The 25,332-nt window shown below is 51.7% G+C and carries 25 protein-coding genes; 11 read left to right on the forward strand and 14 right to left on the reverse strand.

The window, feature by feature from the left end:
* Positions 1-314 precede the first annotated feature (314 nt).
* A complete protein-coding gene (alr, locus tag B7988_RS12635) occupies positions 315-1,538 on the forward strand; it encodes an alanine racemase (RefSeq protein ID WP_073054102.1) in 1,224 nt (407 codons plus the stop codon).
* 96 nt (positions 1,539-1,634) lie between these two features.
* Here the strand turns inward: alr and B7988_RS12640 are convergent, their stop codons facing one another.
* The 4 genes from B7988_RS12640 to B7988_RS15095 are packed head-to-tail and all read right to left on the reverse strand — an operon-like array spanning position 1,635 to position 5,024.
* Positions 1,635-2,918 carry an RluA family pseudouridine synthase gene (locus tag B7988_RS12640; protein ID WP_088658202.1) on the reverse strand — a complete coding sequence of 428 codons (1,284 nt, stop codon included), beginning with the start codon at positions 2,916-2,918 and terminating at the stop codon, positions 1,635-1,637.
* A gap of 48 nt (positions 2,919-2,966) precedes the next feature.
* Entirely contained in the window at positions 2,967-3,542 is a 576-nt protein-coding gene (lspA, locus tag B7988_RS12645; RefSeq protein ID WP_088658203.1) for a signal peptidase II, read from the reverse strand.
* 6 nt (positions 3,543-3,548) lie between these two features.
* Positions 3,549-4,655, reverse strand: coding sequence for a squalene/phytoene synthase family protein (locus B7988_RS12650; RefSeq protein WP_088658204.1), 1,107 nt, complete (start codon positions 4,653-4,655; stop codon positions 3,549-3,551).
* A gap of 39 nt (positions 4,656-4,694) precedes the next feature.
* Positions 4,695-5,024: a hypothetical protein gene (locus B7988_RS15095; protein ID WP_170930659.1), complete on the reverse strand. Its 330-nt coding sequence runs from the start codon at positions 5,022-5,024 to the stop codon at positions 4,695-4,697.
* Positions 5,025-5,564: 540 nt separating this feature from the next.
* Here B7988_RS15095 and dnaA point away from each other — a divergent pair.
* Positions 5,565-6,890 carry a chromosomal replication initiator protein DnaA gene (gene dnaA, locus B7988_RS12660; RefSeq protein ID WP_073317051.1) on the forward strand — a complete coding sequence of 442 codons (1,326 nt, stop codon included), beginning with the start codon at positions 5,565-5,567 and terminating at the stop codon, positions 6,888-6,890.
* Between the two features lie 88 nt (positions 6,891-6,978).
* On the opposite strand, the gene B7988_RS12665 is transcribed toward dnaA, so the two are convergent.
* On the reverse strand, positions 6,979-8,922 hold the full coding sequence (locus B7988_RS12665) for a hypothetical protein (RefSeq protein WP_088658206.1): 1,944 nt from the start codon (positions 8,920-8,922) through the stop codon (positions 6,979-6,981).
* Between the two features lie 220 nt (positions 8,923-9,142).
* Between B7988_RS12665 and B7988_RS12670 the strand changes: the two genes are divergently transcribed.
* From B7988_RS12670 to B7988_RS12690, 5 genes are all read left to right on the forward strand, one after another.
* On the forward strand, positions 9,143-9,841 hold the full coding sequence (locus B7988_RS12670; RefSeq protein WP_073317057.1) for a peptidase-C39 like family protein: 699 nt from the start codon (positions 9,143-9,145) through the stop codon (positions 9,839-9,841).
* 12 nt (positions 9,842-9,853) lie between these two features.
* Entirely contained in the window at positions 9,854-11,359 is a 1,506-nt protein-coding gene (locus B7988_RS12675; RefSeq protein ID WP_088658207.1) for a RimK family protein, read from the forward strand.
* A 166-nt stretch (positions 11,360-11,525) separates the two neighbouring features.
* Positions 11,526-12,749, forward strand: coding sequence for a glutamate-cysteine ligase family protein (locus tag B7988_RS12680; protein ID WP_088658208.1), 1,224 nt, complete (start codon positions 11,526-11,528; stop codon positions 12,747-12,749).
* A gap of 19 nt (positions 12,750-12,768) precedes the next feature.
* Positions 12,769-14,091, forward strand: coding sequence for a tyrosine-protein phosphatase (locus B7988_RS12685; RefSeq protein WP_088658209.1), 1,323 nt, complete (start codon positions 12,769-12,771; stop codon positions 14,089-14,091).
* A complete protein-coding gene (locus B7988_RS12690) occupies positions 14,091-14,795 on the forward strand; it encodes an N-formylglutamate amidohydrolase (protein WP_088658210.1) in 705 nt (234 codons plus the stop codon). The genes B7988_RS12685 and B7988_RS12690 overlap by 1 nt, the downstream gene beginning before the upstream one ends.
* Before the next feature lie 189 nt (positions 14,796-14,984).
* Here B7988_RS12690 and B7988_RS12695 read toward each other — a convergent pair whose 3' ends face one another.
* Together B7988_RS12695 and B7988_RS12700 are read right to left on the reverse strand one after the other, a co-directional pair.
* Positions 14,985-15,968 carry a diaminopimelate dehydrogenase gene (locus B7988_RS12695; protein ID WP_088658211.1) on the reverse strand — a complete coding sequence of 328 codons (984 nt, stop codon included), beginning with the start codon at positions 15,966-15,968 and terminating at the stop codon, positions 14,985-14,987.
* 321 nt (positions 15,969-16,289) lie between these two features.
* Complete coding sequence (locus tag B7988_RS12700) at positions 16,290-16,967, reverse strand: FISUMP domain-containing protein (protein ID WP_083564316.1); 678 nt, start codon at positions 16,965-16,967, stop codon at positions 16,290-16,292.
* Between the two features lie 229 nt (positions 16,968-17,196).
* Between B7988_RS12700 and B7988_RS12705 the strand changes: the two genes are divergently transcribed.
* On the forward strand, positions 17,197-17,433 hold the full coding sequence (locus B7988_RS12705) for a hypothetical protein (RefSeq protein WP_073318800.1): 237 nt from the start codon (positions 17,197-17,199) through the stop codon (positions 17,431-17,433).
* Positions 17,433-17,753 (forward strand): type II toxin-antitoxin system RelE/ParE family toxin, encoded by a 321-nt coding sequence (locus tag B7988_RS12710; protein ID WP_073317077.1) that lies wholly within the window; start codon positions 17,433-17,435, stop codon positions 17,751-17,753. Before B7988_RS12705 ends, B7988_RS12710 begins: the two co-directional genes overlap by 1 nt.
* 179 nt (positions 17,754-17,932) lie before the next feature.
* Here the strand turns inward: B7988_RS12710 and B7988_RS12715 are convergent, their stop codons facing one another.
* Positions 17,933-18,367, reverse strand: coding sequence for a dUTP diphosphatase (locus tag B7988_RS12715; RefSeq protein ID WP_088658212.1), 435 nt, complete (start codon positions 18,365-18,367; stop codon positions 17,933-17,935).
* A 166-nt stretch (positions 18,368-18,533) separates the two neighbouring features.
* Here B7988_RS12715 and B7988_RS12720 point away from each other — a divergent pair, with 166 nt between their 5' ends.
* Positions 18,534-18,980, forward strand: a complete 447-nt coding sequence (locus B7988_RS12720) for a zinc ribbon domain-containing protein (RefSeq protein WP_088658213.1) — start codon at positions 18,534-18,536, stop codon at positions 18,978-18,980.
* Positions 18,981-18,985: 5 nt separating this feature from the next.
* On the opposite strand, the gene B7988_RS12725 is transcribed toward B7988_RS12720, so the two are convergent.
* The 3 genes from B7988_RS12725 to B7988_RS12735 are packed head-to-tail and all read right to left on the reverse strand — an operon-like array spanning position 18,986 to position 21,102.
* Entirely contained in the window at positions 18,986-19,363 is a 378-nt protein-coding gene (locus B7988_RS12725) for a hypothetical protein (protein WP_088658214.1), read from the reverse strand.
* Positions 19,364-20,158, reverse strand: a complete 795-nt coding sequence (locus B7988_RS12730) for an RNA methyltransferase (protein ID WP_073317089.1) — start codon at positions 20,156-20,158, stop codon at positions 19,364-19,366.
* Between the two features lie 38 nt (positions 20,159-20,196).
* Positions 20,197-21,102 (reverse strand): sugar phosphate nucleotidyltransferase, encoded by a 906-nt coding sequence (locus B7988_RS12735; protein ID WP_249268995.1) that lies wholly within the window; start codon positions 21,100-21,102, stop codon positions 20,197-20,199.
* An 81-nt stretch (positions 21,103-21,183) separates the two neighbouring features.
* On the opposite strand from B7988_RS12735, the gene B7988_RS12740 reads away from it, so the two are divergent.
* Entirely contained in the window at positions 21,184-23,445 is a 2,262-nt protein-coding gene (locus B7988_RS12740; protein WP_088658215.1) for a DUF748 domain-containing protein, read from the forward strand.
* Between the two features lie 206 nt (positions 23,446-23,651).
* Here B7988_RS12740 and B7988_RS12745 read toward each other — a convergent pair whose 3' ends face one another.
* From B7988_RS12745 to thiS, 3 genes are read right to left on the reverse strand one after another with little or no spacing between them, the layout of a single operon-like run.
* The gene (locus tag B7988_RS12745; RefSeq protein WP_088658216.1) at positions 23,652-24,428 is read right to left on the reverse strand and encodes a thiazole synthase; all 777 of its coding nucleotides are present in this window, start codon (positions 24,426-24,428) and stop codon (positions 23,652-23,654) included.
* A 38-nt stretch (positions 24,429-24,466) separates the two neighbouring features.
* Complete coding sequence (gene thiF, locus B7988_RS12750) at positions 24,467-25,129, reverse strand: thiamine biosynthesis protein ThiF (RefSeq protein WP_249268996.1); 663 nt, start codon at positions 25,127-25,129, stop codon at positions 24,467-24,469.
* Positions 25,129-25,323 carry a sulfur carrier protein ThiS gene (thiS, locus tag B7988_RS12755; protein WP_088658217.1) on the reverse strand — a complete coding sequence of 65 codons (195 nt, stop codon included), beginning with the start codon at positions 25,321-25,323 and terminating at the stop codon, positions 25,129-25,131. The genes thiF and thiS overlap by 1 nt, the downstream gene beginning before the upstream one ends.
* Positions 25,324-25,332: the final 9 nt, after the last annotated feature.

A 25,332-nucleotide genomic window follows, 5' to 3' on the forward strand; every position in this document is an offset into this window, starting at 1 on the left:
TCCGTTCCTTTATTCGGAATTAGAACAAGATATTTCTTTCTTCAAAATGAAAACTACAAACAAAAAATCAAAAGGTTTCACCGCATACGGTAAACAAATTTTCATCTGCAAAATTGTAAACTCATACAAAATAACAGACTCCGCGCCATTACTGAGATTGAGCGCGAATCGAAGCTTAGGCTGCTGCCAGCCTGATTTACAAAAAACCTTTCAACTTGATTTATTCCACTATGGAATAAGAACACCCCAAAAAAGGACAATTTTCTTACAAACATGTAACCAAAGCAAAAGGACTTACCTATATTTCACACATCATGAAACTTTTAGCGACTCCTCCCGATTTAAATAAGATAGCGCGCCCGAACTGGATTGAAATCAACTTAGACGCACTCTGCAACAACATTCAATTTATCAGAAGCCAGATTCCGGCCAACACGAAGATTCTTTTGCCCGTCAAGGCGGACTCTTACGGTCACGGAAGCCTCGCCTGCTCTTTTGCCGCCAAATTCGGCGGTGCCGACTACCTGGGCGTTGCCCACATTAGCGAAGGCATGTTGCTTCGCCAGTACGGCATGGACTTGCCGATTCTGGTACTTGGCCCCTGCACTCCGGCTGATTTCGCCTACTTCGTAGAATTCCAGCTGACCGCAGCCATTACAGACATTCGTACCGCCATGGCGTTTGATCAGTTCCTGCGCGATACGGGAACCACCTGCAAGGCTCACTTGGCCATCGATACCGGCATGAACCGCTACGGTTTTGACGCCGAAGACTTTAACAACATCCGCGCAGCCTTAAGCCTCAAGAACCTGCACTTCGAAGGCATGTTCACTCACCTGGCCACCGCCGACATGCCGGGGAACCCGAAGACCGAAATTCAGATCCAGCGCTTTACCCGCCTGGTCGATGTGCTTGAAGCCGAAGGACTCCGCCCCGAGATTTGCCACTGCTCTAGCTCGGCAGGAACCCTCACCCACCCCGAAAGTCATTTTGACATGGTGCGCCCGGGCCTTGCCCTTTACGGCTACAACTGCATGGGTGCAGCGCCGTCCCCCTGGCCGATCAAGCCGGTGATGCGAATCAAGTCTACCATTCGTCACATCCACGATGTAAAGCCCGGCGAAACCGTGAGCTACGGCGGTTACTGGATGGCCCAGCAGCCGACCCGCATCGCCACAATCGCTATCGGTTACGGCGACGGCTACCTGCGCGGCGAATACAACAAGGGATTTGTGTTCATTCGCGGACAGCTCTGCCCGATTCTTGGCCGCGTGTGCATGGACGCCACCATGGTTGACGTGAGCCACATTCCCGATGTGCAAGTCGGCGAAACAGTCGATGTCGTGAACGGTGAACTGGATTTTCGCATTTCGATGGAAAGCGTGGCCGATGACCACCACACGATTCCGTACGAATTAACAAGCCGCGTCGCACGCCGCCTGTATCGTAAGTATTACTGGAAGAACCGCCTGGTACGTTGGGATTACCTGCGCAAGGAATTCGGCGTCAAGGACTTCAAGGAATACCCTCTAAGGTAATGTGCCTACGGCATTAATGAAATTCAGAATTCGGAGTTCGGAATTCAGAATTAAAACAAACTAACCTGTTCCGAATTCACAATTCCGAAATCCGAACTACAACAAATTAGGGTCGATGGTCGGTTCGTAACCGGGCTGAACAAAATCTTCGGGAGCAATGCCGCGCTTGCGGGCGGCCTTTTCTTGCTTGATACGCTTACGTTCAGCAGCCTTAGCCTTGCGGTTAGCTGCACGGGCGGCACGTTCGGCGAAGCGCTGGGCGCGCGTCTTGCGCTCCTTCAATTCTGGGAAAACGCCTTCGTCAAACACATCCAGATTTTCAGATTCAGCTTCATCCGATTCGTAGCCTTCGCTAAAGCGCATTTCAGGATCGAAATCGCGAAAGCCTTCATCTTCGTCATCAAAGACAGGAGCTTCAGCCGGGCATTCCTTTTTGAGGAGTTTAAGAACTTGTTCGAAAGGTTTTTCGAGCGGAACCTTGAACTTCATCTTTTTGCCCGTGGTCGGGTGAATCAGTTCAATTTTCACGGCCTGCAAAAGCTGGGCAGGAGCAATTTCGAGAACCTTCGCGGCGACATCCTTCATCAAGGGAGACACGCGGTTCAGGCAGCCGTCGCGGCCATCGTACAACGGATCGCCCACGACCGGGTGCCCCATGTAGCGGCTATGTACGCGAATCTGGTGCGTACGGCCCGATTCAAGCTGCAATTCAAGCAATGTTGCGAAGGCGAAAAATTTCTTTGCCACAAAATGCGTGCGGCTCGGCTTGCCATCGCTCACGACAGCCATCTTGAGGCGATTCTTGGGGTTACGCCCGATGGGGGCATCGATGGTACCTTCCAAGTCGCGAGGATGCCCCCACACCAGGGCATTATAGGTGCGGTGCAGCGTGCGGGTTTCCAGCTGGTGAGCCAAATGCCTGTGGGCAGCGTCGTTCTTCGCCACCACCATAAGCCCTGGTGTATCCTTGTCCAGTCGATGGACAATGCCCGGGCGTAACGGGCCGTTCACTGCAGACAAATTTTCTTTAAAATGATACAGAAGGCCTGCGGCAAGCGTCCCGTTCTGCACACCGTTACCCGGATGCACCACCAGGTTACGCGGTTTGTTCAAGACCACGATATCGTCGTCTTCGTAAACGATGTCGAGTGGGATATTTTCGGGTTCCAGCGTACTCGCCTCTTTTTCGGGAATCTTGTCCACCACCACGACCATGCCCGCTTCGACACGGAAATTCTTGGGAGAGGCAATGCCGCCCACCTTGACTTCGCCGGCGGCGATCAACTTCTGCACGTCCGTGCGGGACACGTTTTCCATGACACCCACAAGGAACTTGTCGATGCGTTCTCCAGAATGCTTTTCGTCAACGATATAGTTCATAAGCAGTTGGAAGTAGGAAGTTGGAAGTAGGAAGTTACTGTTTACTTCCTACGGACTAACGTCCACTTGTTTATTTTTTTCGTTCTTAATTTCTTGATGGATTTTCTTCAGGATCATCGGCGAAAGGATTACAATCGCGACGCCCACGGTTACAAAGGAATCCGCGACATTGAATGTCGGGAAGCGAGTCATGATAAAGTCCGGGAAATCGCAATCGATAAAATCCACCACCATCTGCAAACGCATACGGTCAATAAAGTTACCGACGGCACCACCGAGAATCATCACCACGCCCAAACGGCTCATCCAATCACGCTTGTCAATGGACTTGTAGAACCACACAAGCACAATGGTTGCAACAATCGAAATCAGCAAAAAGAACAGCCAAGGCGGCAAAAAGGGCATCAAGTCTTGCGGGCGGCTACTGAAAGCGGCCCCCTTGTTGAACACCAACTGAAAACGCACCAATTCACCGATGACGTTGATCGTATCGTGGTTCGGCGCACCCGTTTCGTTAGTAAAGCGAACGAGCGCCCACAGCTTTGTCAACTGGTCAGCCACAATGCTAAAAAGAATCACACCCACATGAAACGGCCATTTATTTATAAAATCAAATTTCTTCATATACTCTTATTTGTTTCTCAATTTAGCGTAAGACTTCTCGATCCACTTATCCGAATAGAAATGCAACGTCGTCTGCTTAATGATTCGCTTGACGGTGTCGCGGGTAATCTTCACCTTCTTTTCGGAGGCAAAAAGGCTAGAACCGTCGCCAATCAGCTTCATGTTTTCGGCAGCCATAAAGAGCGGCCACAGGCAGAACAGCCTTGTACGCATCTTGACGTTCGGAATGAGCTTGGTGTAGGCAATGGCATCGTCCAAGTGGCCCCAGGCCTTTTGCACGAGCTCGCCCATCACCGCGGCGCGACGCTTGTCAAAGTCTGCACGGGCACTTGCATCTGCCGGGGCCTCGAACATTTCGTAGGAATGGGCAAAGCCATGCCTGCGGCAAATTTCTTCGGGAACAAAACAGACCCTGCGGGTAGAATCTTCGACACAGTCCTTCACGATGTTCGCCACCTGGAGCGCAAGCCCAAAGCTCACGTCGAGTTTCTGCATTTCGGCCTTGCGGGATTCGCCGATGAGGCAGGTATCGGCAGCAAAGAGATTCGTCAAGAGCTTGCCGACAATGCCGGCCACGTAGTAGCAGTATTCGTCGAGGTCGGCCACGCTTTCGAGCGTAAACCAGCCGGAACTGAGCGCAGCCTCTTGCCGGAGCGCAAACTTGGCCATGCCATGGCACATTTCGATCGTTACCGCACGCACGGGTGCCGCATACGTTTCGGGCATTTCGCGCAACAGGGGCACCACCACATGGGTATGCAGGCAAAGGTTCATGTACGGGTGTTCAGACTTGCGCCAACTTTCCGGAAGCGTTTTTTCAAAGTCGGCAACCAGTTCGTCGGAGAGTTCCGCCGTCTTGAAGATTTCGGCAAACTTGCCCAGAATGACTTCTTTTTCAGAAGCCTTCATATCGGGGTCGTCTTCGACCGTGTCCGCAATGCGCAAGTACAGGTAAGCAAGCAGAATGCTCTTGTGGAGCTTACCCTTGAGCACATTGATATTGAGCGCAAAAGTCCTAGAAACCTGCAGAAGGATTTCTTCGGCATACTTCCATGCGGCGCGACCATCCAAGACGTTTTCACCGACTCCGATTGAATCAAGAATATTCGACATTCAAAACCCTCAACACATCCTTTGACTTAATCGAAGAAACTAGTTGATCTCCGCGTAAATGTCGCGCGGAATCTTCTTGCTCTTAGCCATGGCATTCACATACTTCCACAGACGTCCGTGAGCTTCGGCATTCTTAAGCTTCTTGGTAAAACTCCAGAAAGTGCGATTCTGAATATCGGACTCATTCCTGAGAGCTCCCTTGACATCGCACTCGTAACAAGCCTTGCGGTATTCCAGGAAATAGGCGGCTTGGTAAAGTTTGGCAGCCTTGCCGCGTGCAACACGGCGAAGCAGCAGGCCAAACAGGATAAACAAGGGCGAGATGGCAAAACCATAAAACCAGGGATAGATCGGAAGCCACTTTATCACAGCCCAAATAGCGGGCAAAGCGGAAGCGATCGAAAAAATCAGCGTAAAGAAGGTATCCAGGGGTTTCCAATAAAACTTCCACTTAGGAACATACGCCCATTTTACTCTTTTATTCGCCAATTTCTTGAAATAAATCGGGTATGACACACGGAAAAACCATCTATAGAGCCAAAACCAAAATACGAGCGGAGCCCAAAACCAGTAATCCAAAGTATTGAGCAATAGAGTCATCAAGGAATCAATATCAAACGTTTGCATACGGGCGTAAATGTAGAAAAATAGAGGCAAATTCAGGAAATAGAAGCCCCAAAGTGGGACCATCACAGCATCTAGTTAATTTGTACACAAACAACATGCTTAATGTAAATTATTTCTTCTATCTTGTTAACAATCAACGACTTAGGGTTGCGGTCCAAGCTCAAAAAACGAATTTTCGCCTTAATGAGAAGCTAAACTTATCAACACTCCGGCGCAATTTTCTAGATTATATGGCCTACCTGTTGATAGATTTTTGTTCGCACTTTAGTGGAAGAGGAAGAAATGCAAGCCGAATGGGAAAGATGTTTGAACTACCTCCGTGGGATGCTTTCGGACACGGTTTATAAGACATATTTTGCGCAGACCAAGCTCTCAAGCCTTACCACCGGTCATGCAGTCGTTACCGTTCCGCCCGGACTGGATACCGCCGTCTATTCTGCTTACAAGGAACTCATCCGCCTCGCCTGGCGCGAAGTCACGCACGACGAATCTGCAATTGAATTTGAATTCCAGCAACAAGAAGCTGTAGCCCAGGCTGCACCTGCAGGCAACAACAGCTTCCGCGATTTCTTGAAGCCGAGCATTCCGCTTTCGGGTTCTTTCCGCTTCGAAAATTTTGTGCCGGGCGACAAAGCTCAGCTTGCGTTCAACGCAGCACTCGCCGTTGCCAGGAACCCCGACGGTACGCAGTACAACCCGCTCTTTATTTACGGTTCTTCGGGCCTTGGCAAGACTCACCTTTTGCAAGCTATCGGTAATTACATTCTCGAAGATGACCCGACTAAGCGCGTGTGCTACCTGACCTCCGAAGATTTTTCGCAGCAGTACATGAAGTGCCTGCGCGAACAGCGCATTACCGAAATGTCCGACTTCTACAGAAACGAAGTCGATATCTTGCTGATTGACGATATTCAGAACTGGACCGGCAAGTACGAAACCCAGAACGAATTCTTCTTGATCTTTAACGCTTTGCACCAGGCCGGCAAGCAGATTGTGCTGACCTCTGATGCACCGGCAGCCGAAGTCAAGAACTTGTCTGACCGCTTGGTCAGCCGTTTCGCTTGGGGCCTCACGGTCGACATCCAGCCGCCTGACGTAGAAACCCGCGAAGCCATTTTACACAAGAAGGCCGAAGAACGCCACCTGGAAATCAGCGACGACGTTCTGCACTACCTTGCCGAAAACATCGCAAGCAACGTGCGCTGCCTCGAAAGCGCTATCATCAAGCTCACCTTGCAGTCGAGCCTGATGCACCACGACATCGACATGAGCATCGCCCAGAAGGTGGTCGCCGAAATCGCTCCGACGCTTCGCCGCCGCGTAAGCCTCGACGCCGTTCTCCACACCGTTTCGAAGCACTACGAAGTGCCCGAAGCCAAGCTCACCGAATCGGGTCGTGGCACCAAGGAAATTTCGAAGGCCCGCCAGGTCGCCATGTACCTGATGCGCGAATGCTCGCCCATCAGTTTGCAGTCCATCGGTTCGCGCTTTGGCGGCAAGGACCACTCCACCGTGGTTCACGCCATCAAGAGCATCAAGAAAGAAATGGAAACCGACCCGAGCTTTGCACGACTCATCGAAAGCTTGAAGAACTCGATTCACGACTAGCCGGTTGCCGGCCCACCGTCGGTTAAAGAAAAGGCGCAGTTGTCTGCGCCTTTTTCGATTTCAATGGCCAGCGGCCATGAACTAGAAGTTACTTCTTTTTCTTGCCCGACTTTTTCGATTTGGAATTTTCTTTTGCCTTGCGAGCCTTCTTGGCCTGGCGTTCTGCCTTAAGGGCCTTCTGTTCAGCAAGGATTGCTTCGCGTTCAGCTTTCTTTGCTTCGGCAAGAGCCTTCTCGGCTTCTTGCAATGCCTTCTGGGCTTCGAGTTTAGCCTTTTCCGCCTTTTCGAGTGCAGTCGGTTCGTGCGGTTCTTCCGGAGCGGCGGCAGCCGGCTCGGGTTCAGCCTTGGCAGACTTCTTTGCAGCGATAGCCTTCTTGCCCTTTTGGATTGCGGCAGCCATTTCTTCTTCGGACTGTTCCGGTTTTACAGGAGCGGCGGCAGGGGCCGGTGCAGGAGCTGCAGCAGGGGCGGCAGTCTGTTGTTCCGGAGCCGGCTGTTCTGCAGCAGGAGCCGCAGCGGCAGCAGCCTTCAAAGAGTCAGCTTCTTTCTGCTTGGCAAGATCTTCTTCGGCATCCTTCATCAAGGCTTCGGCCTTTGCGCGCTCCTTTTCCTTGAGAGCAATGTCTGCATTGATAGCGAGTTTCTTGACTGCAGCGGAGTCGAGTTCGGGGCAAATCAGGTCCTTGCCGCCCTTTGTACCGTCGGCGCATTCCATGGTGCCCTGGAACTGGCCCATCTTGTAAGCGCCCCACTGTTTCTTGGTAATGCGTTCAGAGTAGCAAACTTCTTCGTCGGGCATCCATCGATAGCAAGTGTCCTTGACGGTCCAGAAGGTCACCATGCCGTTCGGAAGCCCCTTGTGGAACACGCCACCGAATTCACCGAAGTCAACGAAGCCTTCGAGGCTGTTCGCGTTGAACGTCAAGGCCACTGGCTTTTTCTTGAACGGGTTGAACACTGTCATACGGCCATGCAAGGCATTGCGCTTGTACGGGATTTCGGCCATCAGGAAACCTTTATAGGAATACATCTTGGCCGTTCCGTTCACGTAGCCCTGGGTATAAGGCACTTCCAAGAACTTGAAGTAGTAAGAGCTGTCGACCGTACCGTGAATCTTCTGGTCCATGACACTGGAGCGGTAGAAGGTCGAAATACCTTCACGCATGCCCATCTTGTAATGGGACTTCCAGAGGATTCCACCCCATTCGGGACCTTGCTTCTTGGGATAAGTCGGGTCGTTCATGTAACCGATTTCTTCGCCGTAAATAAGACCGTTGGCGTCTACGTGGCGGAGGTTTTCGATATAACCGTTAGCGGCAAAGCCGGTCAGATCACCCTTGTCGAGGCAGCGCACATCGCTATAATCGGTAAAGCGACCCACGGCACTCGGAATGAGCTTGCGGGGCATGCCCGAAAGGTGAAATAGGAACGGGTTACGCAAGTCGCTTTCGAGACCGGCGTCCGGCCTGTTATGTACGTTGATAAAGCAGTTGATCGAATCGGCTCGGGCCTTGCGGGCTTCCAGGTATTCGCCGAACGGAGTCTTGGACTTGTCCTCGAAGTTGAGTGCGATTGCGCCTTCCAGCGGTTTGCCCTTGGCAAAGTCCGAAAGCATCGGAGTCGATTCCTTGATATGGTCTACGCACTGCGAGATGTAGAGTTCCTGAGAGCAAGTCATACCCTTGGGGCAGGTCAGCAGACGCGGCTTGGGAATGTCCCAGACCTTCACGATCTTCTTACCCTCGTCGTTTGCACGCCAACCGAAACCACCCTTTTCACGGACCGTGTAGCAACCGCACACCGTAGCCTCGTCACGAATGGCTCCGATACGGTTACGTTCGCGCGGGACAATGTTTGCCGCCGACTCGATCCAGCAGTCCATGTATTCAAAATGGTTGATATCGTACATGCCCGGCATATTCGCCGCTTCCGTAGAATCCACCGAGGCAAGAGCATCTTCAAAATCATCGGCAAAAGCAAAACATACCGTCAAGGCAATTACCGAGGCAATCTTCCAAGAAATCGATTTCATACAAGGCAAATCTATATATATAAAGTGAATTTGTCTTGTAAATTAAGTTTACATAGGTGTTTTTGTCCCCCTTGCCCTAATTTACAGATTTTGGTATCTTTACAACACGCCTTCGACGACCCGAAAAAACCTTCCGACAGCCGCCAGACGAGAACGGGTACGGCCAAACGGATTAAATCCGCGAACCGTCCCGACCTACAAGGCAAAAATAGGCAAAACGATGGACATCAAGATTCTACAGCAGCCCGACGACGTTACCTGCGGGCCGACTAGCCTACAGGCGGTCTATAACCACCTTGGCTACAAGATTTCTCTAAAGCAACTGATTTCTGAAATTGAGTTCTTGGAAGACGGCGGGACGCTGGGCGTTTTCCTCGGAATCGACGCGCTCAAACGTGGATTCAAGGTGACTATTCATTCGTATAACCTGACGCTTTTGGACCCCACCTGGAGCGAGCTTTCCATGCCGGAACTGAAGGCTAAGCTTGAACTTTTGCACAAGGCGAAGCACGCCCCCAAGCTCCGCAAGGCTATTGAGGCCTACATCCGCTTTATCGACTTGGGCGGAACTGTGGCATTTTCCGACCTGCGTGCAGCCATGTTCGAAAAATATTTCAAGAAGGGCGTGCCTGTTCTTTGCGGACTTTCGGCCACCTACTTGTACCGCAGCATGCGCGAATTCACCGGAGCTGATGACAAGTCCGTCTTTGACGACATCCACGGCGAACCCATGGGTCACTTCGTCGTGGTGTACGGTATAGACGACAAGAATCAATTCATGGTGGCCGACCCCGACGGCACCAACCCCCTCCACAAGACCCCTTACTACAAGGTGGACAAGTTCCGACTACTCCACAGCATCTTGCTCGGCGTCATGACGTACGACGGCAACGTGCTTGTTATAGAGAATAAGAAATAACGGCATAGAATCATGAAAAAACTGATTGTGGTGAACAATCCCAAGCACTGGAAATTGCACGTTCCTGGCATCGATATCATTTCAGCACAGGACTACCTGATTTCGAGCAAATACACCAACGAACGCAACCTGCGCGTATTCAACCTTTGCCGCGATTACAACTACCAGAGCAAAGGCTACTACGTGTCGCTGCTGGCCGAGGCCCGCGGGCACAAGGTAATTCCGGGCGTCAAGAACATGCGCGACTTCAAGGCCCCGGCGGTCATCAAGCACATTTCCGACGAAATCGACAACCTTATTCAAAAAAGCTTGCACAAACTGACCGGCACGGAATTCGTACTTTCGATTTACTTCGGTCAGAACGTGAGCCCGCAATACCTGGAGCTTTCGCAGGAACTTTACCGTTTGTTCCAAGCACCGCTACTGCGTGCAAAATTCGTATTCAAGCAGAAGTGGTTCATCCAGAGTATTCGCCCAATTTGCGTGGATGAAATTCCTGAATCGCACATGGAATTCGTCGATAAATTTGCGCAGGAATATTTTGAAAAGACTCGCTACGCCACCAGTAAAGAAGAAGATTACCTGTACGACTTAGGCATTCTCACGAACCCCGATGAAGTCGAGCCGCCGAGCAACGCGCAGGCTATCCAGAACTTTATCAAGGCTGCCGAAGAAACGGGATTCCGCGTGGAAATGATTACCAAGAAGGATTACCCGCGCGTAGGCGAATTCGACGCCATATTCATCCGCGAAACCACGAACGTGAACCATTACACTTACAGTTTCGCCCGCCGAGCCCAGTCGCAAGGCATCGCCGTCATTGACGACCCCGACAGCATTCTGCGCTGCTCCAACAAGGTGTACCTGCAAGAACTGATGCAGGCGGCCAAGATTCATTCGCCCAAAACGATTATCGCCCATGCAGAAAACCGCCACACGCTCGCCAAGGAAATCGGGTTCCCCATGGTGATCAAGTCGCCGGATTCGAGTTTCTCGATGGGTGTCAAGAAGGCGACCAACAAAGAAGAACTCGAACAGATTCTTGACGAGATGTTCCAGCATAGCGACCTGCTTATTGCCCAGGAATTTACACCGACGGAATTCGACTGGCGCGTGGGCGTGCTCGACGGCAAACCGCTTTACGCCTGCAAATACCACATGGCCAAGGGCCACTGGCAGATTTACAACTGGGAAAGCAACGACAAGCAAAGCGAAGAATTTTCGGGTAAGTGCGAAAGCATCCCTATCGAAATGGTTCCGCATGGAATCGTGAAAACCGCACTCAAGATTTGCAGCCTGATCGGCAACGGGCTTTACGGTGTGGATTTGAAGGAATGGCATGGCCACCCGATTGTAATCGAAGTGAACGACAACCCAAGTATCGACGCGGGCATCGAAGATGGCGTGGGCAAGAGCAGAGTTTACCTCGCCATCATGAGGTCACTGCGTCACCGCATCGAGGAACGCATGAACGCCGCGCAACATAAACTGCAGCAACATGAGAGGGAATGGTTCTAGAGGTATGAGGTCGACACTTCGTGCCTTTGAGGTATGAGTACGCACCTGCGGTGCTTTGAATCTCAATAATCGCGCCATTGGCGCCAAATTAAAAGCACAAAGTGCAACGCACGACCTCAGAGCGAGTTTACGAGCGAGCTCATAGCTCATTACTTAGAGGTTTTTTATGAATTACAAACTCTGGCAACGCTACGGCATCGAGATGGAATACATGATCGTGGATCGTGATTCCTTGAATGTTCTCCCCCGCGCCGATGTTCCGCTTGGAAAAGACAAGAACGGCGAACAGCTCTCTGACGTGGAACACGGGCCGATTGGGCTTTCTAACGAGCTGGTGAGCCATGTGCTGGAATTCAAGTGCGCACAGCCTGTCGATAGCCTGAAGCACTTGGGCAAGACCTTTCATCACGAAATTCTGAAAGCGAACGAATCGCTCAAAAGCATTAACGCGATGCTCTTGCCCACGGCGGCCCACCCCTTTATGGACCCTGCCGAGATGAAACTCTGGCCCTACGACTGCCTGGACATTTACGAAACTTACGACCGTATCTTTAACTGCAAGGGGCACGGCTGGGCGAACCTGCAATCCACCCATATCAACCTCTCCTTCAATGGCGACGAAGAATTCGGGAAGTTGCACGCAGCCATTCGTGCGCTGTTGCCGCTGATTCCCGCCATCGCTGCCTCTAGCCCGTTTTTGGACAGCAAGTACTGCGGATTCCTGGATGGACGAATCGAAACATATCGCCACAACCAGGAAAAAATCCCGAGCATCACGGGCAAGGTGATTCCCGAAGCGGTGTTTACTTACAAGGATTACGAGGAACAGATTTTCAACCGCGTGAAGGCAGACATTGCGCCTTACGATCCGGAACACTTGCTGAACCACTTCTTCTTGAATAGCCGCGGGGCCATCGCCCGCTTTGACCGTGGAGCTATCGAGATTCGACTCGTTGACATTCAGGAATGCCCCGATGCCGACATCGCCATTGCTGAATGGGAAGTCGCCGTACTCAAGGGCCTTGCGGAAGGCGCATTCGCAAGCGAAGCCGAAATTCGCGCCCTCGATACCAATGCACTCGCCAAGATTCTACTCGCAACGACAAAATCCGCCGAAAAGACTGTGATTGCCGACCGCGATTTCTTGAATATTTGGAAGATTGACGCAAGTGAAATCACTGCCGATGAGCTTATTCAAAAAATCACAGACAGCGTAAAATCTAAAATCAGTTCGCATTCGCAGACTCTGCTTGCCGAAATGTTCAAGCGCGGCACGCTCGCAAGCGCCCTCGTGAAAGCCGTCGGCGCAGACCCCGACCGCGACGACTTTGTATACGAATACGGGAAATTGGCAAAATGCTTGGCCGAAAATAGACTCTACGGAATTTAAAAGAATATATTTATTCCTAATGAGAAAAAATTGGCCGATTCTTGTAGGACTCCTGGTTTGCACGCAGGCTTTTCTAGCCTGTAGCAATTCCGTTTCAACTTTTGTTGCAAATGAGACTGAAAAGCCTCAAACCACAACAGAAGAAATCGCAACAGTTCTGGAAGAACCCACTGAGCCAGACACAAGCGTCCAAGAAATCGCCATTTCCGACACAGCGTCTGACACGACGGTCACTGTAGACACGGTAAATACCGATACAACCACTCACGATGCAGCCTTAGAAGATTCCAACGAACTTCATTTTATACTTGAAGAAGACGGAATCACATCCGGCAAAATGTATCTAAACTACCCGGCGGATTCTTTCTTGACTCGGTTTGAAATTGGCGACATTGTAACAGTCGCAATCAACGGCTACGACACTCTTGAAATGCCGGTAGCGGAAAGCTCCAGCGACGTGCCCATCGCAGGATTCCTTGTCGCCGCAATCAAGGGTTCCGACCAACTTGTCTTGACAGCTCATAACGCCAAGTTGGCAAGTGTCCTCGGAATAACCGTTGAAAACGCCCCCATAGAAGTTTCTGTATCTATGAAAGAAAAAGACGGCTACCTATTGGGTCTCGACATCATGCGCAACACCCAATACATGGACACCTACACCGAAAGCTACCCAGACCTTTCAGTCGAAGAATTCGCAAACTTTAGAGAAGTTCACACCACAGGCATGGGGGAACATAAACTTTACCGTTCTTCTAGTCCCATCTACCTTTACCTCGGCCGCAATTACTACGTCGATTCTCTAGCTCAAGCCGCAGGCGTAACCACCTTCATCAACCTAGCCGATTCAGAGAGCAGTGCTTACTCCAACAAGGGTTACGAAACCACCTATTATTCGACACAAAACATCATCTTTTTAGGAGTTCCCCCGGAATTCTTTTCAGAGATTTTCAAAGTAGGTCTCGTAATAGGGTTCCGTTACATGATTGAGCACGAAGGCCCGTATCTGGTGCACTGCACCTATGGCATGGACCGCACCGGTTTTATGATTGCCGTCTTGGAAGCCTTAATGGGCGCTACCACCGAAGAAATCCAAGATGATTACGCCAAAACTTTCAGCAACTACTTCACCGTGGTCAATGGCAAACAGGTTGCCTTGAACGAACAACAGATTGATTTTTTCAAGGCGGTCGTCCTCAGGAATCTGAAGGCCGTGTACCACGCCGAGGGAATAGACGTCCCCGATACCGAGCCGATAGACTGGGCTTCGGCCACAGAAAAATACCTGGAAAAACTCGGAATGACCCCAGAGGAAATTTCCGCGTTGAAGGAACGATTGAAATAATGAAACTCATGCTTACATGCGAGCACGCGAGCAACAAATTACCCGCCGTCTTCAAGAAGGCCGTTCCTGCCGAGGTTCTAAAGACCCACCGCGCCTATGACATCGGGGCACTCGCCGTATTCCGCAAGCTCGTGAAATTTGCGAAGCCGGAATTCTTTTGCGAAGGAAAGTTCTCGCGACTGTTCGTGGACCTGAACCGCACCATCACCAACAAGAGCGCTTTTAGCGAATACTACGAAGCGTTCGAAGCTAGCGACAAGTCCGCCGCCGAGAAAGCAAAAGCCCAAGCCACCGCCTACTGGCAGGAATACCGCGCAGCTATTGAAAAGTTCGTGGCAAGTTCGCTGCCAGCACTGAGCAACGTCGAAGTGAGTTCGCCGAAGCGAACCGCCTCTAAAACGCGCGCAGCAAAATCCGAGCCAGAAATCATCCACCTCGGCATCCACAGCTTTACGCCCGTGCTAAACGGTAAAGTCCGCAACACAGACATCGGAATTCTCTACGATCCCGCACGCCCGCAGGAACGCGCCTACGCGAACGTCATCAAGGCCGAAATCAAGCGGCTCTACCCCGCCATGAAAGTTCGCTTCAATTACCCGTACAAAGGCTCTTCCGACGGGCTCACCACCACGCTCCGCAAGAAATTCGGCCCGCAGTACGTGGGAATCGAGATTGAGATAAATCAGAGATTTTTTCAGCGGTAAGGCTCGAGACGCGAGGTTCGAGGCACGAGCTATGAGGTCGGCGCAAAGCGCCTTTGAGCTCGTTTCACTTTGAGTTCTCCAAACAAAAGAGCTCTAGGATTAATCCTAGAACTCTTTCACTCAAAGTCTGCCAAAGGCAGACGTGCTCACACCTCAAAGGCTCCCTTCGGGGAGCCGTGCTCATACCTACTACAAGCAATGAGCGCGCAAATCTTCGTCGCTGAGAGTGCTGAGGTATGCAGGCGGCACGTCGAGAACGGTCTTGCAACCGGTCACTCCGTTAGCCTTCATGCGGAGAGCCGCGCGGGCGTATGCCACGAGAACGCTCGTCGTGAATTCCGGGTTGGAATCGAGCTTGAGGCTGTATTCAATCACGTGGGTGTGTTCCAAGTTCATGCCGGTCTTGCCAGTACGAATCACGAAACCGCCGTGAGCGAGGCCGCTGTGGTTCTTGTTGAATTCTTCTTCGCTGATGAAGTTGACGGTCGTGTCGTATTCGTCGAAGTAGTTCGGCATCGTCTTGATGGCGTTTTCGATGTAGGCCTTGTCGGCACCTTCTTCGGCAACCACGTACACCAGGCGCGTGTGCTTCTGGCGCGTGGTGAGTTCCGGCATGGAACCACTACGCACGGCTTCGAGAGCCGCTTCCACCGGGCAGGTGTACTGCTTCGCGTTCTTCACGCCCTTGATGCGGCGGACAGCGTCGCTGTGGCCCTGGGAAACGCCCTTGCCCCAGAACGTGTAGTCCTTGCCTTCCGGAAGAATGGACTGGGCATAAACACGGTTCAAGCTGAACATGCCCGGGTCCCAACCCACAGAAATCATCGCGATGTTGCCGGCGGCCTTCGCGGCAGCGTCAACGGCGGCGAAGTGCTGCGGAATCTTGGCGTGGGTGTCAAAGGAATCGATCACGTTGAACATGGCGGCGTACTTCGGGGTGAGCACCGGCAGGTCGGTAGCGGAGCCGCCACAGATGATGAGCAGGTCCACCTTGCCCTTCCAGGCTTCCATTTCAGAGACGTTCAGCACCGGAACGCCCGCCGTCTGGATCTTGACCGTAGCGGGGTCACGACGCGTGAAAACGGCGACGAGTTCCATATCCGGAGCCTGCTTCACGGCGCATTCCACACCGCGACCTAGGTTACCGTAACCGAGAATAGCAATCTTTGCCATAACAATATCCTTGTTAAAAATTTTTGCGTAGAAAATATAGGAAAGTAGGCATAGGCAGTAGGCAGTAGGCAGTGAATTTCATGTAAAATTTATAGGGAGTAAAGGGGGGAAGGTTGGACTTTCACTTCGTTCAAGTCCCAACTGTTCGGCTCAATCATAGTCTTGCAAGCAAGACTACGACACTCGCCTTTTTCAGTTGTCCCCCTCGGCGGCACTGCGTTGCCACCTACCCCCTCGCCTAAGGGCGGACAGCACTTAGCAACTTGTTGCTTAGTGCGCATGGCCACCAAGGTGGGGCTCCGCCCCCTAAAACCCCCAGCGTTACAACTCCCAATCTTCTTTTTTTATACAACGAAGAGAATAATAACCTTTGGGCTTGTCTACTAAAAGGCCGTTAACTCTATCCTCAAAATCTGGTGAAAAAATTTTCATCCTTCCATGTTCAGTGTATGTGCTTGTCACCCACATTCGAAAGCCTTCTCCCAAATCCTCATAAAAAAGTGGGTCTGGATCGCCTGTAGATAGGTTGTTGTAAAAAGTTGCATACCCACTATAAAGTGATACGTCCATACATTCATTGTTCTTGAAATGGCTTATTCCATCCACCCTGTCCACGATTTCATTCCATTCAGCCAAGGTGGGAACGCGCCATCCATTGGGGCAAATGGAATCAATGATATCTGGATTAAACGTCCCATAGTTTTTTTGTTTGGTGTTCATGTATTGTACGGAATACAACCTTCCATAAATATCACAATTGCTTTGCAGTTCATCATAGCAAGTGCTAGTTTCCGCTGGGTAATTCAGGTTTTGGTCCATCCACACTCTACCGCCAATGGTGATGTATTTATACACTTGACCATCTCGAACATCTTGGAATGTTCCACGCCCGCTTTCTGGACATACTTCAGATGCATCGAAACTGGAGGATGAGTCTGTGCAAGCGGTCATTAATCCCAAGCCTGCAAGTAACAAAGGTATGAAATTATTTATTTTCATTTATCAAATTCCCGTTAAGCCGGACAAGCCGCGGTCTCCGCCACCGCAAGGTCAATCCTAATCCTTTATGCAGCGAATATTTGTGGACACAACCACACCCCTAAATATAACCTAAACCCCGCCCCAAAACAACCATTCCGTGGCCCAAAGCCCCGGCTATGTCCTACACTGCAAAACCCATTGCTTGCTTTTCTGCAAAGAAAAGTGTATATTTGTCAATGGAGTTATTATGTCATACGACGTCCTAGAAAAAGAAATTCGCCAGTTGCCGGAATCCTATCTCGAGGATGTTTCGAAGTATATCCAGTTTCTGCTTTACCAATATGAGCAGGAACGCATGTCCGCACTCGAAGAGTCGGACGAGGTATTCAATGCTAAGATGCAAAAGGGACTAGATGACGTGCGAAACGGTCGCCTCACGCCCATAGACGACGCTTTCGCAGAACTCAAGCAGCGCTTCGCATAATGGAATACTCCGTTTTTCTCACAGAACAGGCAAAATCCGATTTAGCCGAAATATACTCCTATATTTCGGTTGAACTGAAATCGAAAAAATCCGCTGAAAATGTGATAGACGCACTTCATCAGGCTATGAAGGGCTTATCGCTTATGCCTAGCCGTTATCATCAGTTTCCAAACGAACCTTGGCTTTCAGAAGGGGTGCGGTATTTTACAATTCGCAACTATTCAATCTTTTATACTGTAGATGAAAACAATTTGTGCGTTTCTGTCGTGCATGTAATCTACGGCAAACGAAATCTGCCACAGGTTCTGTCAAACCGCTAAGGGGCGTAGGGCAGGATCTCGCCCCCGAATTCATCAAGACCCTTATTTTTTGACAAAATTAGGCATAATTATATTGTATTTTTGACAAAAAGTTGTATATCTTTATTGTATTTTTGACAGAATGGCTGGACAATGTCTGCCGATGTCCGAAAGAAATACAAGGTTTAGACGCAATCCTTTTATACTCCCGTGCTGCCAAAGCCGCCGCGGTCGGTGCCGTCGAGCGGGCCTTCCTCGAAGGTAAGCGTCGGTTGCTGCTCCATGATGCGGAACTGCGCGATGCGGCTCCCCTTCTCGATGGTCACGTCGCGAGTGGCGTACACCGGCATTTTCCACCAGTCGTTTGCACCGCAGTAGCTGGAATCGACCACGCCCACCGAATTCGCCTGCAGAATACCGAAATTCTTGAACGTGGAACTGCGCGGGGCGATATGCGCCTCGTAACCCTCGGGCAACTTCATCGCGACCCCCAGGTGAATCAAGCGGAACTCCCCCGCCTTGAGCGTCACGGTCTCCGCCGCCGCGAGGTCAATCCAGTCGGACTTGCCGCCCACATACGTGAGGCGCGTGATAGAATCGTCGAGATATTGAATTTTAATCGTCTGTGATGCCATAAGCCAAATATAAATAGTTTTCAAAACAGTCTATTTCAAGCATAAGCCACCAGGCGAAACAAACAGGATTGTCTAAAGTAGTTTTTACACAAAGCAACAGCCTGTTTCTTGTTTTTGCACGATACCATAGGTATATTTGACTCCGTAATCGAACAAAGGAGATTCCATGACGACCCAAGAAATTTTGAAGAACATCCGCGAAAAGCACAATCTCACGCAAGACCAGATGGCCGAACGCATTCACGTGACCAGGCAGGCCGTAAGCCGCTGGGAAACTGGCGAAACACAGCCGAACACCGAAATGCTCAAGGTGCTTTCTCGCGAATTCAACGTTTCCATCAATACGCTGCTCGGTGCCCCGCGACAACTTTTTTGCCAGTGCTGCGGCATGCCCCTCGGTGACGATGCGATGATTAGCCGCGAACTCGACGGCAACTTCAACGAGGATTACTGCAAGTGGTGCTATGCCGACGGCAAGTTCACCTACACAAGCAAGAATACGCTGCTGGACTTTTTGCTTTCGCACATGCCTAATCCGGAAAATACGCCAGATGCGGAAAGGCGCAAGTTTTTCGATTCGCACCTCTCGCAATTAAAGCATTGGGCAGGCTAAACGCCTCAAATAACGGCGTCAATTTTTTCGTTCCAGTGGTCCGTGGTTTCACGGGCCACTTCGTTTCCACAATCGAAGATGCACAGGAAGCAGATTTCGTTCACGACCTCGTAATCGGAGCCGCCGTTGAACACGTTGGCGTTGCCGTATTCTTCACGGTCTTTCCACAGATAGACTTTGCAGGCTTTCTGCGCGGAAACAGACTTGCAGTAAGCGGCAAGAATGTCTTCGGTAAGAGTTTCTTCCGTGAGGTCGGCGGCATTCGTCGCAGCGCCCGCGGCTTCATTTATCGCCACAGGCGACGCAAGGATTTCCGCAAGCGAAATGACTCGCGTGCCGTCCTTGGCCATAATTCGCCCAGCGATGTTGTATTCGACTTCCATTTATTTCGATTCAGTAGACTCGGCCGTTTCGGCAGCCTTAGCGGCTTTCTGTGCCGCGGCCTTGTCGGCGGCCTGTTCCAGACGGGCAGGCTTTTTCGCAAGATTGCGGATGAGGCCAAACAAAGCGGAAAGTTCATTGCGCGTCGGGTGCAGGCGCTGCAAGAGCGTATTGAGGAAGTTGTCACGCCAGGACTGGTCGTGATACTGGCCTGTCAGATAGCGGTCCAAGAACTTCTTGAAGCTATCAATTTGGTCGATGGTCGCCGGCGCCGTTTCGCAGGCACCCTTGCTTCCGCGCTTTGCACGACCTTCGCCGTTCGCAAGCGCTCCGCTGCGGCAAAGTTCATAGAGTCCCACCGTAACGGCCTGCGCCAAGTTCAAACTCATAAGTCCCGGCACCGGGATTTCGCACTGGTAGGTGCAAGCGTTCACTTCTTCGGTTTCGAGTCCGCAAGATTCGCGGCCGAACACCAACGCAATCGTTCCATTTTCGGGCAGGAGTTCCGAAAGTCCAGGCATCATCGTGTGCTTGATGGCAGAACCGTAAATGCGGCGGCTAAACGCAACGGCACAGGCGCAATCACCGATAGCATCTTCGAACTTATGCACGATGGTCGCCTTGTCCAAAACCTCGTGGCTATTGGGCGCCGTGTGGTAGGAATTTTCAATCACCTTGTCGCGCTTCGGGTAGACGATATACAGTTCGTCGAGGGCGTAGCAGTGCATGGCGCGGGCCACGAAGCCCACATTGTGCGGATGTTCCGGTTCAACAAGTACAACTCTGAATTTACGCATAGGATAGTAGGAAGTAGACAGTAGACAGTGGTTAGTAGTTAGTAAACAGGGGTTGGAGGGACATTCCACTTGAAACCCTTACCGCGGATTTCGTTTTCGATTGTTTCGCCTTCGGCGATTTCCGCGCCGACATAAATGACGGAATGACGGATTTTCACACCTGCGGGCAGTTCGACGCCCGGTTCAACGACAGCTTCGTTCACGTCGCGGCCAAGCTCCTTGAGGCGAGCCTCCACCGCAGCCATGAGGCCTTCGGGCGAGCCCATGTCAATCCAAGTCGCATGCAACTGCGACATATCAATAAACGGAGCGCGCCCCGCCGCAATTTCTTGCTTCCAGAATTCGCGGATATCGAATTCACCATCGCGAATTCGAGAAAGAGCCTCGTCGCTATACCAAGAAACGCCAGAGAACGTCGCGGGCGCACCTTCTGTAGCGCCGAAACGGCCGACCACGCCGGCCAAGCGTCCGTCTGCACCGACGCGGAAGGTATTCACCTTCGGAAAATCCACCGCGAGCAATGCCACCTGCGGCCCATTCGGCTGAGCGGCCAACGCCTGCGCATTTTCAACAAAAGCCTTCAAATCAAAATCGCAATAGGCGTCGCCATTCATAATCAGGAGGCCCCCGCGATAGCCCTCATTATAAATACGCTTGAGCGGCCCCGCCGTCCCCAAAATGTCAGGCAGCTCCACCCAGACTTTTTCGAAACCTAAAGTTCCACCCGCCGAAACGACCTGTTCGGCCAGGTAATGGGCATTTGCGTGCAAACGAACGTTTCCGATAGCACGCGCCTTACGGGCCTGCAAGTCGAGAATCGAGGCATCAACCACGGGAACAAGGGGCTTCGGCACGTCGTTCGTGAGCGGACGCAAGCGGGTTCCAAGGCCTGCCGCCAGAATCAAAACATTCAGGGAATCGTTATTCACAAGGGAATTTTCCATTATATGTACAAAGATAGAAAAAGGCTATCTAAAAAAATTTAACACACATCTGCAAAACAAGAATTCTATTTTTAGGGCACCATGAAGAAACGTTACATTGCCCTTATCGTTCTCGCGGCTCTGATCGTCATTGTCATCGCCGCCCTCAAAATCGCCACCGGCGTAGCCAAGAACTACGTAGTCGAACACTCCGAAGAACTCATCGGCCGAAAGATGAAAATCGAAAACGTGGAATTCAGCCCGTTTACGTTTACCGTCACCGTCGACGACTTCGCCATCTTTGAGCCCGACGGCACCACTCCCTTCGTGGCATTCGAAAAGTTCCGCATCAACGTGAACCCCACGCGACTCATCGCAAAAGAAATCAGCGTGAGCGAAATCTACCTGAAAGGCCTCTACACCCGCGTAGCGCAGAGAGGCGACCTGTTCAACTTCAGCGACATCCTCAACAAGTTTGCCGCCGACTCGACAGCCGACACCACCGCCGCAAAGGAAAAACCCAAGGTTGACACCACCGCAGCGGACTCCGCTCAGGCAATGAACCTCGACCCGACCGAAGCCTTGGGCGGATTCAGCGTCGCCATCGAAAACATCACTCTTGAAAAAGGCAACATCATTTACGAAGACCTCAAGGTGGGCTCCAAGATTCACATCCAGGACTTCTCTGTTGCCATTCCCGCCGTCTACTTCAGCAACAAGAACACCGACATCGGCGTGAACCTCAAGTTCGCAAACGGCGGCGACCTGGGAATCAAAGTCCAGTTCAACATGAAGACGCAGGACTTCGGCGTGAACGTCACACTCAACAAGCTTGCACTTGCCGTCGCAAAGCCCTACCTCAAGGACTTCATCAATTACAAGGATTTCGAAGGCACGCTCGGCGTGGACCTGAACGTTGCGGGTAACGTGAATGACGTCTTGTCTTCGAACGTGAGCGGAACCGTCTCTGTCGACGACATCAAGCTCACCGAAACAAGCGGCAAGGCCATTGGCGTTGCACACGTCGGCGTAGGCATTGCCAAGGCAAACGTAAACGAAATGGATTTCCGCGTGGATTCCGTGATTGTAGACGGAGCTTATGCACACCTCGACCTCTTAAAGAACGGCAAGACCAACATCGACATTTTGCTTGAACCGCTGAACAAGCCCGCAAAGGCAGCCCCGGTCGACACGACGGCAAAGGATGCTCCCAAGACCGCCGAAAAGTCCAAGCCACTCAAGGCCGTGATCAACAAGCTGCAAGTGGTCAACACCAACGTTTCTGCATCGGACCACACGCCCAAGCAGACCTTCAACTATAAAGTCAGCAACATCACTGTCAACGGTTCGAACATCAACTTCAACACCCCCTGCACCATCAACGTTTCTGCAGCCTTCCCCGAAGGCGGTGCGCTCACGGTCAAATACAAAGGCGCACTTTCCGACATCAGCACCATGGATGCTTACATAAGCGTCAAAAACCTCGCCCTCAAGCACTTCTCGCCGTATAGCCACCACTACACCGGCTACCCCATCAGTTCGGGCACCATGGCGTTCGCCAGCGAAAACAAGATGAGCGGCTGGAACATCGAAAGTAAGAACACCATCGACATCTACAACATCGACGTCGCCGACAAGGACGGAACCACCGACCCGGAATACACCGTTCCCATGAAGGTCGGTCTCTATATTCTCAAGGATAAAGATGACAAGATCCAGTTCGACGTTCCCGTAAAGGGCAACGTGAAGGATCCGGAATTCTCTTACCTGAAAATCGTGTGGCAGACCGTGATGAACTTGCTTATCAAGGTGGCTCTCTCCCCGCTCAAGGTGGTGGGTAACGTGGCCGCCGCGGGCGCAGGCGTTGTGGGCATTGACCTCGGCAAGAACGACGAAATCTACATCGATCCGCTTGCAAGCTCGTTCACCAGCGAACAGTTCGCCAAGGCCCAGAAGATGGTCGAAGCACTCGCCAAGGACAAGAAACTCAAGATGAACTTCGTGCAGAACTTCAACATGAAAAAGACCGTCGAAGCCTACAAGACGCACAAGCTCAAGACCGACTTCTACAAGGCCACACAGAACAAGACGACGCTCAACGAACTCGACGAAAAGGCCATTGTCGCCATCGAAGACAAGGACAGCGCCTACGCCGCCTATGCCGCAGAACATGCCAAGGAACTGGACCGCAAGACCATGGAAAAAGAAATCCTCGCCATGGCCGAAGCCCGCAACCAGGAACTTCTCAAGACCTTGCAGCAGCAACCCGGCGTGACCAAGAAAAACGTCACCGTGACTACGGCCCCGCGCGGCGCACTCACGCAGAAGAAGGCCATGTATAAGGTGCAAATAGACGTTCAGTAGAATCTAATTAGAGATGTGAGATGTGGAATGTGAAATGAATTATCCCACATCAGTCATTACACATTTCACATTAGTCATCCTGAGCTGATTACTTTAGAACTGTAAAAGGGGCAGGTCTTCCCCTCACTGCAAAAAAGGACGAGCGAAAAGCTCGTCTTTTTTTTCGTTACCCCTTCGCCTAGGGGCGAGGCCCCTAAAACCCAAATTTAGTCGCGGAGAAATCCGGTAAGCGGATCAGAGGCAGAAGCGCCGCGGGTCAGCACGCGGCCAAGGCCAGCGAGGTACGCCTTGCGGCCCGCTTCAATTGCCTGCTTAAAGCTCTGCGCCATGAGCGGCAAATCGCCAGCGGTTGCAAGTGCGGTATTCGCCATAATCGCGGCAGCGCCCATTTCCATGGCAGCGCACGCTTCAGAGGGCTTACCGATACCTGCATCTACGATAATCGGCAAATCGATTTCATCGATGAGAATCTGGATGAATTCGCGAGTCGAAAGTCCCTTGTTAGACCCAATCGGAGCGGCGAGCGGCATCACGGCTGCGGCACCCGCGTTAGCGAGGTCGCGCGCCACGTTCAAATCCGGGTACATATACGGCATCACGACGAAACCTTCTTTCGCCAAGGTCTCCGTCGCCTTGATGGTTTCGTAGTTGTCGGGCAAAAGGTACTTCGTGTCGCGCATGATTTCGATCTTGACGAAATCACCGCAGCCGAGTTCGCGGGAAAGTCGCGCGATGCGCACCGCCTCTTGGGCGTTGCGTGCGCCGGACGTATTCGGCAACAACGTTACACCCTTCGGAATGTAATCCAGAATATTTTCGTGATCCTTGGTGTTTGCACGGCGCACGGCGAGAGTGACAATCTCTGCGCCTGCATCGCGCACAGCAGCCTCAATCAGCTTGAGGGAATACTTTCCGGAACCTAGAATAAAGCGGGAATTGAATTCGTGACCACCGATAACGAGAGTATCTTTCTTGTCTGCCATAAAGCCTTCTTTATGTTTTTTCGGGGGTAAATATAGAATTATTCCAGCCCAAGAATCAAGCGAATCACAGTCAGGGCCTGGTGGGCGGCGCAAAGCATTACACGCGGGGCAACCAGGCCGATTCCGTCATTCACGTCACTTTTGCCGTCACCGCAAACATAAAAGCGCTTAGTCACCTTACGTGTCGTAATCGCATTACCGCTATCAAAGCCCGCCATGCCGGAACCCGCGACCAAGAACTTTTCAGGCATGTTTTCAAGCACCGTGTTCACGAGCATCGCCTTCGCCTCAGCATTGTCGAACGCCTCGCAAACCACATCGGCCTTGCCAAGCAACGCCTCCGCATTTTCGGCAGTCACCTTTTCGAAATGCGTTTCATATTCCGTATACGGCGCAATCTCTTTCAAGTTAGCAAGCAACGCCTCGGGCTTCGGCATACCCACCTGGTTCGCCTTGTACTGCTGACGATGCAAGTTCGTCACATCGACGCAATCGAAATCAACCAGAATCAGCTTGCCGACTCCGGCCCGCGCCAAGGAAATCGCGATATTCGAACCGAGGCCGCCCAAACCGCAAACAGCAACCGTTGCCGCCTGCAACTTTCGCACAGCCTCTGCACCCTGCCGCTTTTCAAGCGCGGCAAGCATTTCTTCGCGAGTCGGCTCGCGGGAATCGCGCATCTGCGAAAAATCGGCTTGCATCACCCGCCGCCTACAAAATTCACGACCTCGACGACGTCGCCGTCGGCAAGTACGGTCTCGCCATACTTCGCCTTAGGCACAATTTCTTCGTTCCGTTCGACCGCGATGCGCACGGTATTGTACCCCGCTTCCGCAAGATATTCGGCAACGGTCTTGCCCGCAGCATCGACACTCTGTCCATTAATCGTAAGCATAGTATAAAT

Source organism: Fibrobacter sp. UWB1, assembly GCF_002210325.1.
Taxonomy (GTDB): Bacteria; Fibrobacterota; Fibrobacteria; order Fibrobacterales; family Fibrobacteraceae; genus Fibrobacter.